Raw genomic sequence first — 17,080 nt, 5'->3', positions numbered from 1 at the left:
TCAAGATGAGATTTCCCTCAGCGTTAAGCTGGTAAGATCCCTGAAAGACGATCAGGTTGATAGGTCAGAGGTGGAAGCGCGGCGACGCGTGGAGCTGACTGATACTAATCGATCGAGGACTTAACCAAATAGAAAAGCGGAAGTGTCCGTTTAGCGGCGTATGGACTGGAGCGCTTCGACTGAGATAAAGGAAACACGGAGAGCGTGAGCGATTCGATGTTGACTTATCGTAGGGAGAAGAGCGAAGTACACTAGGCGCTGGACGCTGTAGCTAGACAAATATATTTGATCATTCGTTCTTCGAACTTCTTCTTGCATTATCCAGTTTTGAGGGAATGAACCTCAAACCAAATAGTCCGGTAGTAATGGCGAGAAGGCCACACCCGTTCCCATCCCGAACACGGAAGTTAAGCTTCTCAGCGCCGATGGTAGTTGGGGCCTTGCCCCTGTGAGAGTAGGACATTGCCGGGCAACCAAAAGACAACCTGAATGGGTTGTCTTTTTTGTCGTGTAACTAAATAATTCAAGAGTTGTGTATCATTGTTTCCAAAGTGTTCGAAAATCTTTTTGGGAACTTGATTATGCCTATCATGACGAGCCGGAATCGAGTCAGTGGCCGTAAAAAGAACCTTTACAGACATACAAGAGCGGGAATCGGGACAACAAATCATCAAAACAATGATTTACTGGGAAAGAATCCCTAATCCAAAGTTATTCGGACTCTCAACGCCTCAAAAACTGGCCAAGAGTCCGAATCCGTGGGTTATTCGGACTCTCAACGCCTCAAAAGCTGGCTAAGAGTCCGAATCCGTAGCTTATTCGGACTCTTAACGGCTCAAAAGCTGGCCAAGAGTCCGAATCCATGGGTTATTCGGACTCTTAGCGCCTCATTACTGTCGCACAAGCGCCATTCGCGACAGTAATTCACCAAACCGAGCTGTTACTGTCACGTAAAAGCCGCAGCCGAAACCGTACCATTAAAATAGATGCTAAAAGGCCTCCTAAGTTCTTTCGCCTCCCGAATGAAGCACTGGAACCGTCCCCCTGCTTCACTAAAAAATGGGAACGTTTTTTCGTGGGTTTTTGGGTATATGGATAGAGAGAGAGAAGGAGGAAGGTTTATGATGTATGGTACGATTGCGTTGAAGCTGGGGGTTGGCTTTTTTGCGTTGGTTGTTGTGACGCGGCTTCTTGGGAAGAAGGAGATGTCCCAGCTTACTCCTTATGATTTTGTTTTTGCAATATTATTAGGGGGAATAATTGAAGAATCGATATATGATGAGAAGGTTCATATTGGGCATGTGTTATTTGCTGTAACTGTTTGGGGGTTGATTAGTTATTTAGTAGAAAAGCTTGCCGAGCGATTTGAGTGGATCCGTTTGCCGCTGAAAGGGAAGATTTCCGTACTGATTGATGATGGAGAAGTAAACCACAAGGAAATGAAAAAGAATCAAATGGAGATGGAACAGCTCCGTGCTTTACTCCGTATAGAGGGAATTTTCTCTTTAAAGGATGTCCGGTATGTTTTCATGGAAACGGGAGGACAAATCAGTGTGATGAAAAAGCCTACTGCGGATCCTGTGACTCCATCGATGCTAAATATTGATCCTGAAGGAGTTGACCCTTCGATATTGCTGGTTGATGAAGGGCAAATTAAAGAAGAAGAGCTGAAAAAGGCCGGCAAGGATGAGGTGTGGCTGAAAGAGGAACTAAAAAAAGAAGGTGCCGGAAATATTAAGGATATTTATTATGCGGAGTGGTCGCCACAGCAAGGATTTTTAATTAGAAAATATCCGAAAGCTGAGAATAAATAAATAAACAAGGATGTGCAGATGATAAACCCCGGCACATCCTTGTTTTTGGTTATACTATATAAAATGAACATAATTATCGAACGTTGTAAAAATACCTTTGGAGCCCGAAAGCCCGTCCGTCAGCAGCCGTTCGGTCACTAAGTCCTCCTATAACAAGCACTTTAATGTTGGCGGACTGTTAAAGCGGGATAAAGCGCTCATCTGCGACTACCAGGCTCATAGGTACAACTGGTATCCCGCAGGGAGATTGTCATCTTATCTGCAAAGTACAAATCCTTAGTTTGTTTTATATTTAATATGTCGAAAGGGGAATGATCATGGAAAAAAAGATGAGGTTCGAAGTTATGGAAAATGAGACAATCGACGAATGTCTGGAAAGAATGAAGAAAAAAGGTTACACTCCTATCCGCAGAATTGAAAAGCCTATATTTAAAGAAGAAGGGAAAGAGATTGTTCCGGCTGGACGGCAAATCATTTTTGAAGCAAAAGCGACTGAATAACGGACAATACACGAACGATTTTATAGTTAATTTTTATATTGTTCGTGTATTTGTTTGACAGCCCATATGAACGGCTGTTAAGATGAAGGTGACTTTGCCTGGAACAAGGCACGTATACATACTTAATATAAATCTATTGTAACGGGGGAAGTGCAATGATCGATCGCTATACAAGACCGGAAATGGCAAGTGTTTGGGAGGAAAAAAACCGTTTTAACGCTTGGCTTGAAGTAGAAATCCTTGCATGTGAGGCATGGGCGGAACTAGGTGATATTCCTCGCGATGATGTGCAGAAGATACGGGAAAATGCGCGGTTTGATGTAGAACGAATCAAAGAAATTGAAGAAGAGACAAGGCACGATGTGGTGGCCTTTACAAGGGCGGTATCAGAATCGTTAGGGGAAGAGAAGAAATGGGTCCATTACGGACTGACCTCTACAGATGTTGTCGATACGGCACTTTCTTATTTGCTGAAGCAGGCTAACGAAATTATTAGGGCTGACATTGAACGCTTCATTGCTATTTTGAAAGAAAAAGCCCAGGAGCACAAATATACGGTCATGATGGGCAGGACACATGGCGTCCATGCGGAACCGACTACATTCGGCCTGAAGCTTGCCCTTTGGTATGAGGAAATGAAACGTAATCTGGCCCGCTTTAATGAGGCTGCAAGAGGTGTGGAGGCAGGGAAGATTTCCGGAGCTGTTGGTACATACGCGAATATTGACCCGTTTGTTGAGAAATATGTATGTGAAAAGCTTGGCCTTGAAGCTGCGCCTATCTCGACCCAGACGCTTCAAAGGGATCGGCATGCCCATTATTTGTCCGTGATTGCGCTGGTCGCTTCATCGATTGAGAAGTTCGCTGTTGAGGTGCGTGGCCTGCAAAAAAGTGAAACGCGCGAGGTAGAGGAATTTTTTGCAAAAGGGCAAAAAGGCTCTTCGGCCATGCCGCATAAACGGAATCCAATTGGTTCAGAGAATATGACGGGCCTTTCAAGGGTGATCCGGGGCCATATGCTGACAGCTTACGAAAATGTGCCGCTTTGGCATGAGCGAGATATTTCGCACTCGTCCGCGGAACGGATTATCCTGCCGGATGCGACCATTCTTCTGAACTACATGCTCAATCGGTTTGGCAACATTATTAAAAACCTGACTGTTTACCCTGAAAATATGAAGCGCAATATGGACAGGACACTCGGTCTGATTTACTCACAGAGGGTTTTGCTTGCATTAATTGAGAAGGGGCTTTCACGCGAGGAAGCATATGATACGGTGCAGCCTAGAGCCATGGAGGCTTGGGAACAGCAAGTCCCATTCCGGAGCCTGCTTGATCAGGACGAGCGCATTACAAAGCATCTTTCAACGGAAGAACTCGATGACTGCTTTGATTACAGCTACCATCTCCAGCATGTGGATACAATCTTTAAAAGGCTTGACCTTTAAGCAAAACAAAGCATTCATCCTTAACACGGATGGATGCTTTTTTATGCAGATTTAAAGTGTTTTCTCTATTTGCTCATTCATTCACAAATTTATCAAACCATTTTGAAATTCACTACATCAACAATGAAAAGAATATGGTAAGATAAAATGAAAGGGCTTTCTTAATATTGAAATTTCAGAAAACTATTTTATATAGATTCCTTTCGGGAGTGTGAAGAACAATGGAACAGCGCTATAGGTGGAAAAACAAGCATTTGCGCGAACATGTTGATGTTTTGGACGGAAGGCTTTCTCCCACCATTCTTTTGAAAAATGCTACATACCTGAACCAGACGTTCCGCAGCTGGATGAAGGCAAATATATGGATTTATGATGACAGGATTGTGTATGTAGGGGAAAAGTTGCCGCCAAATCTTGTGAACTGCAACACAATAGACTGCAGCGGCCAATTTATTGTTCCAGGCTACATCGAACCTCACGCACATCCTTTCCAGTTATATAATCCTCATTCCTTTGCGGCCTATGCAGCCGGCCGGGGGACGACAACCATTATTAATGATAATATGTCGCTCGTTTTGCATTTGAATAAAAAACGTGCTTTTTTGCTTATGAAGGATTTGCGGAGCATCCCGGCAACCATGTTTTGGTGGTGCAGGTTCGACCCGCAGACGGAAATCCTTAATGAGGAAGAGGTTTTTTCCCACAGCCAGATTAAATCATGGCTCGAGCATGATGCAGTTCTTCAGGGCGGTGAATTGACGGGTTGGCCGAAGCTGCTGGCTGGCGATGATATGATGCTTCATTGGATTCAGGAAGCAAAAAGGATGAGAAAGCAGATTGAAGGGCATTTCCCAGGTGCTTCGGAAAAAACATTGGCAAAAATGATGTTGCTAGGTGCCGATTGCGACCACGAGGCGATGACGGGTGAGGAAGTATATGATCGCCTTATGCAGGGATATACCGTCTCACTCAGGCACTCATCCATCCGGCCTGATTTGCCGCGCCTCTTGGATGATATGAATCGGTTGGGCATCACAGCTTACGATCAGCTGATGTTTACAACCGACGGCTCTTCTTCCGGTTTCTACAAAGACGGGGTCATTGACCAAATGATCCGGATCGCGATTGAAAAAGGCATCCCTGTCATAGATGCATATAATATGGCGACGATCAATCCGGCAAAGTACTACAATTTTGCACATATCCATGGCAAAATCGCTACAGGCAGGGTTGCCAATCTTAATATCCTTTCAAGTATGGAAGAGCCGTGCCCGGTATCTGTCCTGGCAAAAGGCAAGTGGGTAAAACGCGATGGTGAGTTCATCGATTCCTTCCCTGAATTGAATTGGGATGACTATGGCCTAGAACCGCTCGACCTCGACTGGGAGCTGACGGAGGGCGACTTGCAATTCTCGATGCCATTCGGTATCCAAATGGAGAATGCCGTCATTACGAAGCCCTACTCCGTCTCAATTGAAGTATCCAGGAATCAGCTGTCGGACAGCCATGATGAGTGTTTCTTTATGCTCATTGACCGAAACGGAAAGTGGCGGATTAATACTATCCTGAAAGGGTTTGCGAACAAGCTGCAGGGAATGGCGAGTTCATTTTCCAATACGGGGGATATTATCCTGATTGGCAAAAGCAAAGCTGACATCCTCCACTCTTTTAATAGGATGAAAGAAATTGGCGGGGGAATCGTAGTTTCTGAGAGAGAGAAGGCGATCTGTGAAATACCGCTCCAGCTTGGCGGGCTCATGACGGAACTGCCCCTGGAAGAATTGATGAAAGCCGAAGAAAAATTGTATGAAGTGTTGCGCGAACGGGGCTATGCTTACTCCGACCCCGTCTATAGCCTGCTGTTCTTTTCGTCAACTCATTTGCCATATATCCGGATTACGCAGCAGGGAATGTATGACGTGATGAATAAAATGATACTCTTTCCGTCAATAATGCGTTAAAATAGTAAAGTAAAGAGATAGAACAAAATAAAGAGATAAATGTTCAAACGGGGTGTGAGGATGAGAAAATGGGCTCTCGCTATGGCGGCAGTACTGCTGCTTTTATCAGCATGCAGTGACAAAGGCGCTGGGAAATCCGCAACTGAAAACAGCGGCAAGAAAGCAGCTGCCGCAAAGAAACAGGCCGAACTGCCTTTTGCGTTTCCTCTGACAGGAATTGCTTCCCAAACACCAACAGGCGGAAGGGCTTTTGCAGTCATGGTCAATAATCATCCGAAGGCTCGGCCACAATCAGGGCTCAACAAAGCAGATATCGTCTATGAACTGCTTGCCGAAGGGGATGTTACGAGATTCCTGGCGATTTTTCAAAGTGAAAAGCCTGAGACTGTCGGTCCAATCCGGAGTGCAAGGGATTATTATATCAACCTTGCCAAAGGCTTGGACAGCATTTTTATTGCCCATGGTTATAGTGTGGAAGCAAAGGAAATGCTGAATAGCGGAGTGATCGACCATCTGAACGGGATGGCCTATGACGGGACGCTGTTTAAGCGGGCAGATTTTAGGCAGGCGCCGCACAATTCGTATATTGCCTACGAAAACATGGTAAAAGGCTCGAAAATGAACGGGTTTGATATGAGCCAGACTCCGGAAAGCTTCAAATTTCTTACAAAGGAAGAAGAAGCAAGCCTTGAGGGGCCTGAAGCTTTAGCAGTCGAAGTTTCCTATTTCTCGAATGACACATTCACCTCGGTTTACCGATATGATTCTGAACTTGGCAAATATAAACGATATTCGAATGGCGAGCTGACGAGCGACCTTGATTCAGGAGAGCCTGTCCTGCTTGATAATATTTTTATAGCGGAGATGGACCATAAAGCTGCCGGCCCCGGCGGACTCCGTGATATTGATTTGAAGAGCGGGGGCAAGGGCTTTCTTTTGCAAAAAGGAAAAGTGGCCGAAGTGGACTGGCTGAATGATCATGGACGGATAGTTCCGATTGTTGATGGAAATGAAGCTCGTCTCGTCCGCGGCAAAACGTGGGTGAATATTGTTCCGTCTAATCCAGGCCTGGCGAGCGTTGTCTCATTTGAAGAGAATTTATAAAATGCTGAACTGAAAAGGGGTAGGATATGATGCAAATAAATAAGCTGAGAGGGAAAGGGCTTGACCAGCTATTTGAGGCAATCCTTACATTAAAAGACCTTGAGGAGTGCTATCGTTTTTTCGATGATTTGTGCACGGTAAATGAAATACAGTCGCTATCCCAGCGGCTGGAGGTTGCCAGGATGCTCCGCGAGGGCAAAACGTATCATAAGATAGAAGGCGAAACCGGTGCCAGCACAGCGACGATTTCCAGAGTGAAGCGTTGCTTGAATTACGGAAACGATGCCTATGAAATGGTTCTGGACCGGCTGAAAGATCCGGTTGTGACGAATACAGAGGAATGATAGAAAATAGCCGGGGCACTGCTTCGGCTATTTTTCTTTTATTAGGCAATACGTATTTTTGATTGGCTGGTTTTTCTAAAGGACTTTTCCCTGTTTTGTTTTTGTATCGTTTTCCCTAATGCTATAATGTAGGAATGGAATAGTGAATGGAGGATTTTTGGTATGTACGATTTTCGTGAGTGGCGCCATGTGTTCAAGCTGGATCCCGCCAAAGAAATAACTGATTCTGATTTGGAGGCAATCTGTGAATCCGGGACGGATGCAGTTATTGTCGGGGGTACCGACGGAGTGACACTGGAAAAGGTTCTTGACCTGATGGCGAGAATCCGCCGCTTTACGGTTCCGTGTGTCCTTGAGGTTTCTAATTTAGAGTCGGTGACGCCAGGCTTTGATCTTTACTTTGTGCCGTCCATCCTGAACAGCCGCGATCCGAAATGGATCAATGGACTTCATTTTGAAGCGGTTAAGGAGTACGGGGACATTATGGACTGGGATGAATTCGCGATGGAGGCGTATGTCATTCTCAATAAAGATTGTAAAGCAGCGCATCTGACTGAGGCTGAAACAGATCTGTCAGCAGAAGATGTACGGGCCTACGCGATGATGGCCGAGAAAATGTTCGGAATGCCGATCTTCTATCTTGAATATAGCGGCACCTATGGCAATCCGGAAATCGTGGCCGCTGCTAAAAATGGCCTCGATCAAGCCGTCCTGTTCTACGGAGGCGGGATTGCCTCGAAGGAACAGGCAGAAGAAATGGCCAGCCATGCCGACGTCATCGTAGTCGGAAACATCATCTACGAAAACCTTCGCAAAGCGCTTGAAACTGTAAAAGCAGTAAAAACAAAAAACTAGCTGCAAATGTTGGCGAAAGAGCTTAAAATAGAAACGGAACATATGTTTGTATATGGTGGTGGAGAAGATGCAATACTTAAAAGATAAACTGCTGGGCGGACTGAACCCTGAACAGCAAGCCGCAGTCAAAGCAACGGACGGCCCGCTTCTGATCATGGCAGGGGCAGGAAGCGGCAAGACGAGGGTGCTGACACACAGAATCGGCTACCTCATGCTTGAAAAAGAAGTGAACCCGTATAATATCCTCGCGATTACCTTTACGAATAAAGCCGCCCGCGAGATGAAGGACAGGATTGGAAAAATGATGGGCGGTGTGGCCGAGCAAGTCTGGATATCGACGTTCCACTCGATGTGCGTCCGGATTTTGCGCAGGGATATCGACCGGATTGGCTTTAACCGGAACTTTACCATCCTCGACACGACCGATCAGCAATCGGTCATTAAGGGTATCCTGAAAGACAGGAATATGGATCCGAAACAATTCGACCCCCGGATGATCCTTGGCTCAATTTCTTCTGCCAAGAACGAGCTGATCAGCCCGGAGGAGTTTGAGAAAACGGCCGGGAGCTATTTTGAACAGAAGGTTGCCGATGTCTACAAGGAATACCAAAAAAGGCTCCGCAGAAACCAGGCCCTCGATTTTGATGACTTGATTATGATAACGATCAATCTCTTCAAACAAGTTCCAGACGTACTTGAATACTATCAGCGCAAGTTTCAGTATATTCATGTCGATGAGTACCAGGACACGAACCGGGCGCAGTACATGCTTGTCAAAATGCTCGCCGCCAGATTCAGGAATCTGTGCGTTGTCGGGGACTCCGACCAGTCGATTTACAAATGGCGCGGCGCCGACATTGCGAATATCCTGTCTTTTGAAAAGGATTATCCGAACGCAAAGGTTATTTTGCTTGAGCAAAACTACCGGTCAACGAAAAGGATTCTGTTGGCGGCTAACGAAGTCATTGCGAAAAATGCGAACCGGAAGCCGAAAAATCTTTGGACTGAGAACCCTGAGGGCAATAAACTCGTCTATTATAGAGCGGACAGCGAGCAAGGTGAAGCACAGTTTATTGCCGGAAAAATCAAGGAATTAATCCATTCGGGCGATTACTGCGCCAACGATATCGCCATTCTATACCGGACGAACGCGCAATCGCGTGTCATGGAGGAAGTTTTGCTGAAGTCGGTTATTGATTACCAGATTGTCGGCGGCACCAAGTTCTATGACAGGAAAGAGATTAAGGATATTCTTGCTTATTTAAGGCTCATTTCCAATCCGGACGATGATATCAGCCTCCTTAGGGTCATTAACGTGCCGAAGCGGGCGATTGGCCAGACATCGGTTGATAAGATTACGGATTTCGCCAATATGCATGATTTGACCCTTTATCAGGCGCTTGAATCTGTCGAACTGATCGGGCTTAGCCCAAAAGCGGCGAAAGCGGCCGCCGGGTTCCGCGATTTGATTGATAATTATACGAGGATGCAGGAATTCCTGTCCGTTACGGAAATTGTTGAGGATCTATTGGACAAATCCGGTTATATGGATATGCTGCGGTCTGAAAAATCGCTCGAAGCACAGAGCAGGATGGAAAACCTGGAGGAATTGCTTTCTGTTACGAAAAGCTTTGAAGAAACAAGCGAGGATAAAACGCTTGTTGCCTTTTTGACAGATCTAGCACTTGTTGCCGATATCGATTCGATGAATGATGAACCAGAAAAAACGGAAAAGGTAACGTTAATGACATTGCACTCCGCAAAGGGACTTGAATTCCCGGTTGTTTTCCTGATCGGCCTGGAGGAGGGAGTTTTCCCGCATAACCGATCATTAGTCGACGAAGGGGAAATGGAGGAAGAGAGGCGCCTGGCATATGTCGGCATCACTAGGGCCGAGCAATATTTGTTTTTGACAAATGCCCAGATGCGCACGCTGTTTGGTCGCACGAACATGAATCCTCCGTCCCGGTTTATTAAAGAAATCCCGGCTGATCTTCTTGAAGAAGAAAAACCCGCCGCCAGACAGTTTGGCAGCGCTGGAAGCCGCCAGTTCGGCGCACCAAGCCAGCCTGTTACGAGAAGGCCTGTTATACGGCCTGTGAACTCAGGAGGCGAGTCGATTGGCTGGCACGCCGGCGATAAAGCCGAACATGGCAAATGGGGCGTTGGAACAGTCGTCGGGGTAAAGGGAGAAGGCGAAGGAATGGAGCTTGATATTGCTTTTCCAAGCCCGGTCGGGATTAAACGCCTTTTGGCAAAATTCGCCCCGATCAAAAAAGTATAACAGTATTTTTTGCGAAAAGAGGGATTGATGGATGGACCTGCATACAGCCGAAACAAAAACCAAGGAGCTGCAGACTCTGCTGCATCAATATGGATACGAATATTATGTTCTAGACAAACCGTCCGTCCCGGATGCTGAATATGACCGGCTTCTGCGCGAATTGATTGAGCTCGAGGAACAATATCCCCAATTTCGGACACCGGATTCCCCGACAGTAAGAGTTGGCGGGGCCGTACTTGATATGTTCGAGAAAGTAAGGCACAAAAGCCCGATGCTCAGCCTTGGCAACGCATTTAATGAAGATGACCTTCGCGATTTCGACAGGCGGGTCCGCCAGGGGGCGGGTGAGTCCGTCGAGTATGTGTGTGAGTTGAAGATTGACGGACTGGCTGTTTCGCTAACGTATGAAGACGGGCGGTTCGCACTCGGGGCAACGCGTGGTGACGGGACGACCGGCGAGGATATTACAGCCAACCTCCGGACAATTAAATCGATTCCGCTCAGGCTAAGGGAAAATGTCTCCCTGGAAGTACGCGGCGAAGCGTTTATGCCGAAGCGGTCTTTTGAAAATCTTAATAAATTAAAGGAAGAACGCGACGAGGAACCGTTCGCGAATCCGCGGAATGCGGCCGCTGGATCGCTCCGCCAGCTTGATACAAGCATCGCCGCTTCTAGAAACCTTGATATTTTCCTTTATGGAATGGCTGATGCAGCCGATCTTGATATTGATTCACACAGCGAAGCACTGGATTATATGGATAGGCTTGGCTTTAAAACGAATAATGAAAGACGCAAGTGTTCAACGATCGAAGAAGTAATTGACTATGTAAATGGCTGGGTTGAGCGGCGTCCGAATCTTGATTATGATATTGACGGCATTGTCATCAAGGTGGATTCACTTGAGCAGCAGGAGCAGCTTGGGACAACAGCAAGAAGCCCGCGCTGGGCGGTTGCCTACAAATTCCCGGCTGAAGAAGTTGTCACCACCCTTTTGGATATTGAATTGAGTGTTGGAAGGACGGGGGTTGTCACACCGACGGCCATTCTTGAGCCTGTCAGGGTAGCCGGTACAACCGTGCAGCGCGCCTCCCTCCATAACGAAGATCTCATCAAGGAAAAGGATATAAAGATAGGGGATAAGGTTGTAGTGAAAAAAGCTGGCGACATTATCCCGGAGGTTGTCAATGTCCTTCCCGATCAGCGGACAGGAAACGAGCAGGATTTTAGTATGCCTGACCATTGCCCGGAATGCGAAAGTGACCTAGTCCGATTAGAGGGTGAAGTGGCCTTAAGGTGCCTGAATCCGAAATGCCCGGCTCAAATCCGTGAAGGCCTGATCCACTTTGTCTCCAGAAATGCGATGAATATCGACGGCCTTGGTGAAAAAGTCATTGCCCAGCTTTTTGCCCATAAACTTGTAAAAGATGTCGCAGATATTTATAAACTGACTGCCGAAGAGCTGCTCGCACTGGAACGAATGGGTGAGAAGAGCGTAAGCAACTTGCTGAACGCGATTGAGAGATCCAAAGATAATTCACTCGAACGGTTATTGTTTGGCCTAGGCATCCGCCATGTTGGGGAAAAGGCGGCCAGGACGCTAGCCCAAGAACTTGAAACAATGGATAGGTTAGCTGCGGCAACCGAGGCTGATTTGACGTCCATTAATGAAATAGGGGAAAAAATGGCCAGCTCGATTGTGACTTTTTTTGAGCAAGAAGAGGTGCAAGAACTGATTGCGGAATTAAAGGCTGCCGGACTGAATATGAAGTATAAAGGGCCGAGCAGGGCCGCGGCTGCTGCAGCCGATTCTATTTTTGCCGGAAAAACAGTCGTCCTGACTGGCAAAATGGAAAAACTGTCCCGGAATGAAGCAAAAGAAAAGCTTGAGGCTCTCGGCGCGAATGTTGCCGGCAGTGTCAGCAAAAAGACAGATATCGTCATTGCCGGGGAAGATGCTGGCTCTAAGCTTACGAAAGCCCAGGAGCTTGGCATTGAAATATGGGATGAAGAGAGGCTGCTTGAGGAAATCGAATAATAAGAGGTGCAGGAAACGTGAGAAAGCTAACAGTCGCGCTTCTTTCCTTATCCCTTCTGCTTGGTGCGTGCGCGCCAAACTTTCAAAAGCAGGAGGAGGTCGTCGACCGTACCGATAAAACTAAGGAAAAGGCGATTATACCGAAATACCAAATTTCAAATAAATATTACCGGACAGTCCTGCCATTCGTACCGAGCGAGGCGCGCGGGCTCACAGTCAATAACTTGAATACACGCTATGATATCAATGAGTTTGAGATGGGCCTGATGCGCATTGCCCAAAATACATTTGATCCCGATAAATATGTATTTCGTGAAGGGCAAGTGCTGAGAAAAGGAACCGTAGAAGCCTGGCTCAGCCGCAAGTTAACGAAAAAACAACTTGCGGAAAAAAAGATGGAAGAAGGGGACAACGTGGGCCTCAATCCTGTTGACGAGGGTGCGGGTGATATTGAAGCTAGAAATGAAAAAGGCCCAATTTACTTGGCCCACATCCTTGAGCAGGATTACTTGATCAAGGGCGAAAAAGACAGCGTCAAACTGGCCGGGGTCGCGATCGGCCTCGCATTGAATTCGGTCCATTATTATAGGAAAGTGCAATACGGAGATGTCTATAAGGTTCCGATTGAACGGAGAGTCCTTGAGGCCGAAGGGAAAAAGATTGCCCAAGAAGTTTTGAAGCGTCTCCGTGCCACGGATGAACTAAGGAATGTTCCGATTACAATCGCCCTGTTCGAACAGGAAAGCAATGAATCTGTCGTCCCGGGGAGCTTTTTTGCTTATACAACGGTAAACCAGGGAGCTACTATTGACAAATGGGAGAAGGTAAATGAAAAGTACTATCTGTTCCCGTCGCGAGAAGCCAGGGAGAAATACCGCGAGGATGTAGTCGCGTTTGATAACTTCAAGCAAGACGTCGAGAAGTACTTCCCGAACTTTAACGGTGTGGTCGGAAAAGCGCACTATGTTGAAGGGCAGCTGAAGGAATTGAACATCCAGATTCCAATTCAGTTTTACGGTAAGGCAGAAGGAATCGGCTTCACCCAATATGTAACCGGCCTGGTCATGGAGCATTTTCCTAAATACATCGCCGTGTCTGTAAGCATCACTTCCGTCAACGGACCAGAGTCACTCATTGTCCGTAAAGCCGATCAGGATGAACCGTTTGTGCATATTTATTAAATAGAAAAGCGGTTGGCGATTGCTGGCCGCTTTTTCTGTGCGTTTACTATACTTTTTAAAAGAGCGGCTCGAATCAAGGGCTTGCGCGACAACGGAGTCTAATTTTTCCAAATCAATGTCGCGTGCCCACAAAAGGGTCTTTTGCACATAAAACGGGGAATAATCATAGATAAATACTAAAAAGAACGGGGGATGGACGTGCCAAAACCATCAGTTGATGAAATATTGCAACAGGGCATCCATGGGCAAAAGGAATTGAGACCCGAGGAAAGGCGGCGATATCTGGGAACATTTCGGGAGCGGGTCTTAATCGCGCTAACGAAAATGCAGGTTTACGAACCTGGCACCTTTCCTGAAGTGGAGCAGCTAATGAAGGAATATCCAGACGCCCAATTATTCATGAATGGCCATATGTCGTACGAGGAATTTTCAAAGTATCTTCGGATGGCGAATGAGCACAATATTGAATACACAATTGTGACAAACAAGGAGCATGATTCGGAACTCGGCCTTGTGCTCGCCTGTCAGTATGCGGTTGACAGAGAGGAAATTTATCTTAAAGAGGACAGCGAAGCGGCTGAGGATGAAGGACCTGCCGCGGAAAAGAAAGGTTTTTTTGCGAAGCTGACTGGTTGGTTCAGGAAGTGAATGAGGTAACAGTGGGGACTCCGGCAGTAGCCGGAGCCCTTTTTTTCATTTTATAAAAATTGCCTCTATCTTTTTTTTCCAAAACCGATTACGATATGGAATAGCATACAAAAAAGGAGCCAATTGTTATGAACACGGTTGCTTTACGGCCAAAGGATCGCTCACCGCTCAGGATTAAGGCAGGAAAAGTTTTTTTCACTTGGAAACGGTACTTTGAATGGCTGGTAAACGCAAAGAGATATGCTAAGACACGGCAAAGGGTTCTTTTGCCTTATTCGGCATTCAGCCACCAGACTCCACTAATGCGCCAATTGCAGGGAGTCGAGATGTCGTATCAATATAATAAAATAAAAAACCTCAAGCTGGCGACCAAACGGCTGGATGGCATCATTATCCAGCCGGGAGAAACGTTCTCTTATTGGAAGCTGATCGGAAACCCTACAAAGGCAAAAGGGTATGTTGAGGGGATGGTGCTTCATTATGGAAAATTCACGAAAGGCGTTGGCGGGGGACTCTGCCAGCTGTCCAACCTTATTTACTGGATGGCGCTCCATACGCCGCTGACCGTGACAGAAAGGCACCGCCACAGCTTTGATGTATTTCCCGACTCGAACCGGACGCAGCCGTTCGGAAGCGGGGCCACCTGCTCGTACAACTATTTGGATCTTCAGATTAAAAACGAGACAAATGTGCCGTACCAGCTCCATGTCCGTCTGACTGATTCTCAGTTAATTGGGGAATGGCGCTGTGAGGAACCGCAGCTGTATTCGTACCGCGTCTGCGAAAAGGAACACAGCTTCACGCCGGCTTACTGGGGCGGCTACATCCGCCACAATGAACTATGGCGCAAAGTCTACAACCGACAGCATAAACTCGTCCAAGAGGAGTTCATTACCGAAAACAATGCAATTATGATGTATGAGCCGCTGCTTGAACAGCAGTCTGTGAAATAAGGTAATAGGCATCCGCCCTCTTTAGGGCGGGTGTTTTTATATTTTGCTTCTATTGGTCTCATAACTGTTTTTGTTGCACCAAGGGGGAAATTTCTACCTATGCTCCTTGTTAACACCTCCTTCCATTGCTATCCACAAGAATTTTCTGTTATTATCTATAGTATTATGGTTTGTACGGGAGGAATAGGAATGTCAAGGATTTCACTTGAACAGGTGCAGCATGTTGCGCACTTGGCGCGATTGGAAATCAGCCCGGATGAGGCTGAAAAATTCGCCCAGCAGCTTGCTGAATTTATTGGGTTCGCTGAGCAATTAAATGAACTGGACACGGAAGGCGTTGAGCCGACTTCGCATGTATTGCCGATGACGAATGTGCTGAGGGAAGACAAGGCGGGGAAAGGCCTCCCGCGAGAAGAGGTCCTGAAGAATGCACCTGACCACGAAGATGGCTATTTCCGTGTGCCGTCTATTTTAGGCGAATAGGAGGAACGTATGTGAGCTTATATGAACAGTCACTGAAAGATTTACATAAACTTTTGCAAAAGAAAGAAGTCTCCTCACTTGATCTTGTTGAAGAGTCATTTAAAAGGATTGGCGAGGTGGATGGCAGCGTAAAGGCGTTCCTCACACTTGATGAGGAGAACGCCCGCCAGAAAGCGAAAGAGCTTGAGTCCAAAGGGCCAGCCACCATTTTATCGGGAATACCGATAGGGATAAAGGATAACATCGTCACAAAGGGTCTGAAAACGACGTGTGCGAGTAAGATCCTTGAGAACTTTGATCCCATTTACAACGCGACCGTCATAGACAAGCTGGACCAGGCAAAGATGATTACAATTGGGAAGCTGAACATGGATGAGTTCGCGATGGGTTCATCCAACGAGACTTCATTCTACCAGGTAACGCGCAATCCGTGGAATTTAGAACGGGTACCTGGCGGTTCTTCGGGCGGTTCCGCGGCTGCTGTCGCTGCTGGGGAAGTAATATTCACGCTTGGCTCCGATACAGGCGGCTCAATTCGCCAGCCGGCTGCTTATTGCGGCGTCGTCGGCATGAAGCCTACATACGGGCGTATATCGCGCTATGGCTTGGTAGCCTTTGCGTCCTCACTCGACCAAATTGGGCCGATTACGAGAAACGTTGAAGATAACGCCCACCTTTTGCAGGCGATTTGCGGTCTAGATCCGATGGATTCAACTTCCGCCAATGTAGAAGTGCCTGATTTTGCAAAAGGCCTGACAGGCGAGATAAAAGGCATGCGGATCGGTGTCCCGAAAGAATACTTAGGTGAGGGTGTAGGCGAAGCGGCAAGAAATTCCGTGAAAGCCGCGCTTGAGGTGCTTGAGAAGCAGGGAGCGGTCATTGATGAGGTTTCATTGCCGCATTCAAAATACGCTCTGTCTGCTTATTACTTGCTATCTTCCTCTGAAGCATCGACGAACCTGGCCCGCTTCGATGGGATCCGCTACGGCTACAGGTCTGAAAATGCTGAAGACTTGATTGACTTGTACAAAAAAACGCGCGCGGAAGGCTTCGGGGATGAAGTAAAGCGCCGGATCATGCTTGGGACATTCTCACTTAGCTCCGGTTATTACGATGCGTATTATAAAAAGGCGCAAAAGGTCCGGACGCTGATTAAAAAAGACTTTGACGACATATTTGAAAAGTATGATCTTATCGTAGGTCCAACAGCTCCGACCCCTGCGTTCAAAATCGGTGAAAAGGTCGATGATCCGTTGACTATGTACGCGAACGACATTCTGACCATTCCAGTTAACCTGGCCGGGGTGCCTGCTTTGTCTCTGCCATGCGGATTTGATAACGGACTGCCACTCGGCCTCCAAATGATTGGCAGGCATTTTGACGAGGAGTCGATTTATAAAGCCGCCTATGCGTTTGAGCAGGCAACAGATTATCATAAACAGCGGCCGGCGCTATAGGAAGGGAGATGCA

14 protein-coding genes and 2 rRNA genes are annotated in these 17,080 nt (G+C 46.9%); all 16 read left to right on the top strand.

The window, feature by feature from the left end:
• A 23S ribosomal RNA gene (locus D1B31_RS21405) occupies nt 1-128 on the top strand; the annotation flags it as partial.
• A gap of 227 nt (nt 129-355) precedes the next feature.
• Nucleotides 356-471: ribosomal RNA gene (rrf, locus tag D1B31_RS21400) — 5S ribosomal RNA — on the top strand.
• Nucleotides 472-1,121: 650 nt separating this feature from the next.
• On the top strand, nt 1,122-1,814 hold the full coding sequence (locus D1B31_RS21395) for a DUF421 domain-containing protein (RefSeq protein WP_240035379.1): 693 nt from the start codon (nt 1,122-1,124) through the stop codon (nt 1,812-1,814).
• Nucleotides 1,815-2,131: 317 nt separating this feature from the next.
• Nucleotides 2,132-2,314 carry an NETI motif-containing protein gene (locus D1B31_RS21390; RefSeq protein ID WP_118924302.1) on the top strand — a complete coding sequence of 61 codons (183 nt, stop codon included), beginning with the start codon at nt 2,132-2,134 and terminating at the stop codon, nt 2,312-2,314.
• Nucleotides 2,315-2,469: 155 nt separating this feature from the next.
• Nucleotides 2,470-3,762, top strand: a complete 1,293-nt coding sequence (gene purB, locus D1B31_RS21385) for an adenylosuccinate lyase (protein ID WP_118924300.1) — start codon at nt 2,470-2,472, stop codon at nt 3,760-3,762.
• A 221-nt stretch (nt 3,763-3,983) separates the two neighbouring features.
• The gene (locus D1B31_RS21380; protein ID WP_118924298.1) at nt 3,984-5,723 is read left to right on the top strand and encodes an adenine deaminase C-terminal domain-containing protein; all 1,740 of its coding nucleotides are present in this window, start codon (nt 3,984-3,986) and stop codon (nt 5,721-5,723) included.
• Nucleotides 5,724-5,783: 60 nt separating this feature from the next.
• The gene (locus D1B31_RS21375; protein ID WP_118924296.1) at nt 5,784-6,827 is read left to right on the top strand and encodes a DUF3048 domain-containing protein; all 1,044 of its coding nucleotides are present in this window, start codon (nt 5,784-5,786) and stop codon (nt 6,825-6,827) included.
• A 29-nt stretch (nt 6,828-6,856) separates the two neighbouring features.
• The gene (locus D1B31_RS21370; protein WP_118924294.1) at nt 6,857-7,171 is read left to right on the top strand and encodes a YerC/YecD family TrpR-related protein; all 315 of its coding nucleotides are present in this window, start codon (nt 6,857-6,859) and stop codon (nt 7,169-7,171) included.
• A gap of 162 nt (nt 7,172-7,333) precedes the next feature.
• Nucleotides 7,334-8,026, top strand: a complete 693-nt coding sequence (pcrB, locus tag D1B31_RS21365) for a heptaprenylglyceryl phosphate synthase (protein ID WP_118924292.1) — start codon at nt 7,334-7,336, stop codon at nt 8,024-8,026.
• Between the two features lie 67 nt (nt 8,027-8,093).
• Nucleotides 8,094-10,310: a DNA helicase PcrA gene (pcrA, locus tag D1B31_RS21360; RefSeq protein ID WP_118924290.1), complete on the top strand. Its 2,217-nt coding sequence runs from the start codon at nt 8,094-8,096 to the stop codon at nt 10,308-10,310.
• 31 nt (nt 10,311-10,341) lie between these two features.
• Nucleotides 10,342-12,345, top strand: a complete 2,004-nt coding sequence (gene ligA / locus D1B31_RS21355; RefSeq protein ID WP_118924288.1) for an NAD-dependent DNA ligase LigA — start codon at nt 10,342-10,344, stop codon at nt 12,343-12,345.
• Nucleotides 12,346-12,362: 17 nt separating this feature from the next.
• Nucleotides 12,363-13,526 carry a CamS family sex pheromone protein gene (locus D1B31_RS21350; protein WP_118924286.1) on the top strand — a complete coding sequence of 388 codons (1,164 nt, stop codon included), beginning with the start codon at nt 12,363-12,365 and terminating at the stop codon, nt 13,524-13,526.
• A 198-nt stretch (nt 13,527-13,724) separates the two neighbouring features.
• Complete coding sequence (locus D1B31_RS21345) at nt 13,725-14,174, top strand: YueI family protein (protein ID WP_240035378.1); 450 nt, start codon at nt 13,725-13,727, stop codon at nt 14,172-14,174.
• A 128-nt stretch (nt 14,175-14,302) separates the two neighbouring features.
• Nucleotides 14,303-15,127, top strand: coding sequence for a VanW family protein (locus D1B31_RS21340; protein WP_118924282.1), 825 nt, complete (start codon nt 14,303-14,305; stop codon nt 15,125-15,127).
• 189 nt (nt 15,128-15,316) lie between these two features.
• Nucleotides 15,317-15,610, top strand: a complete 294-nt coding sequence (gatC, locus tag D1B31_RS21335; RefSeq protein ID WP_118924280.1) for an Asp-tRNA(Asn)/Glu-tRNA(Gln) amidotransferase subunit GatC — start codon at nt 15,317-15,319, stop codon at nt 15,608-15,610.
• 11 nt (nt 15,611-15,621) lie between these two features.
• Entirely contained in the window at nt 15,622-17,067 is a 1,446-nt protein-coding gene (gene gatA, locus D1B31_RS21330) for an Asp-tRNA(Asn)/Glu-tRNA(Gln) amidotransferase subunit GatA (RefSeq protein ID WP_118924278.1), read from the top strand.
• Nucleotides 17,068-17,080 lie beyond the last annotated feature (13 nt).

The sequence above is a fragment of the Neobacillus notoginsengisoli genome (assembly GCF_003515685.1).
GTDB classification, from domain to species: Bacteria; Bacillota; Bacilli; order Bacillales; family Cytobacillaceae; genus Bacillus_D; species Bacillus_D notoginsengisoli.
The sequence above is the reverse complement of the archived record's forward strand: the minus strand, read 5'-3'. Positions and strand labels throughout refer to the sequence as shown.

Excerpts from the sequence above, each read along its gene's own strand:
- pcrB (WP_118924292.1), top strand. The coding sequence starts at position 7,334 with ATGTACGATTTTCGTGAGTGGCGCCATGTGTTCAAGCTGGATCCCGCC.
- ligA (WP_118924288.1), top strand. The coding sequence starts at position 10,342 with ATGGACCTGCATACAGCCGAAACAAAAACCAAGGAGCTGCAGACTCTG.
- D1B31_RS21370 (WP_118924294.1), top strand. The coding sequence starts at position 6,857 with ATGCAAATAAATAAGCTGAGAGGGAAAGGGCTTGACCAGCTATTTGAG.
- D1B31_RS21380 (WP_118924298.1), top strand. The coding sequence starts at position 3,984 with ATGGAACAGCGCTATAGGTGGAAAAACAAGCATTTGCGCGAACATGTT.
- D1B31_RS21375 (WP_118924296.1), top strand. The coding sequence starts at position 5,784 with ATGAGAAAATGGGCTCTCGCTATGGCGGCAGTACTGCTGCTTTTATCA.
- D1B31_RS21395 (WP_240035379.1), top strand. The coding sequence starts at position 1,122 with ATGATGTATGGTACGATTGCGTTGAAGCTGGGGGTTGGCTTTTTTGCG.
- D1B31_RS21340 (WP_118924282.1), top strand. The coding sequence starts at position 14,303 with ATGAACACGGTTGCTTTACGGCCAAAGGATCGCTCACCGCTCAGGATT.
- gatC (WP_118924280.1), top strand. The coding sequence starts at position 15,317 with ATGTCAAGGATTTCACTTGAACAGGTGCAGCATGTTGCGCACTTGGCG.
- D1B31_RS21390 (WP_118924302.1), top strand. The coding sequence starts at position 2,132 with ATGGAAAAAAAGATGAGGTTCGAAGTTATGGAAAATGAGACAATCGAC.
- purB (WP_118924300.1), top strand. The coding sequence starts at position 2,470 with ATGATCGATCGCTATACAAGACCGGAAATGGCAAGTGTTTGGGAGGAA.
- pcrA (WP_118924290.1), top strand. The coding sequence starts at position 8,094 with ATGCAATACTTAAAAGATAAACTGCTGGGCGGACTGAACCCTGAACAG.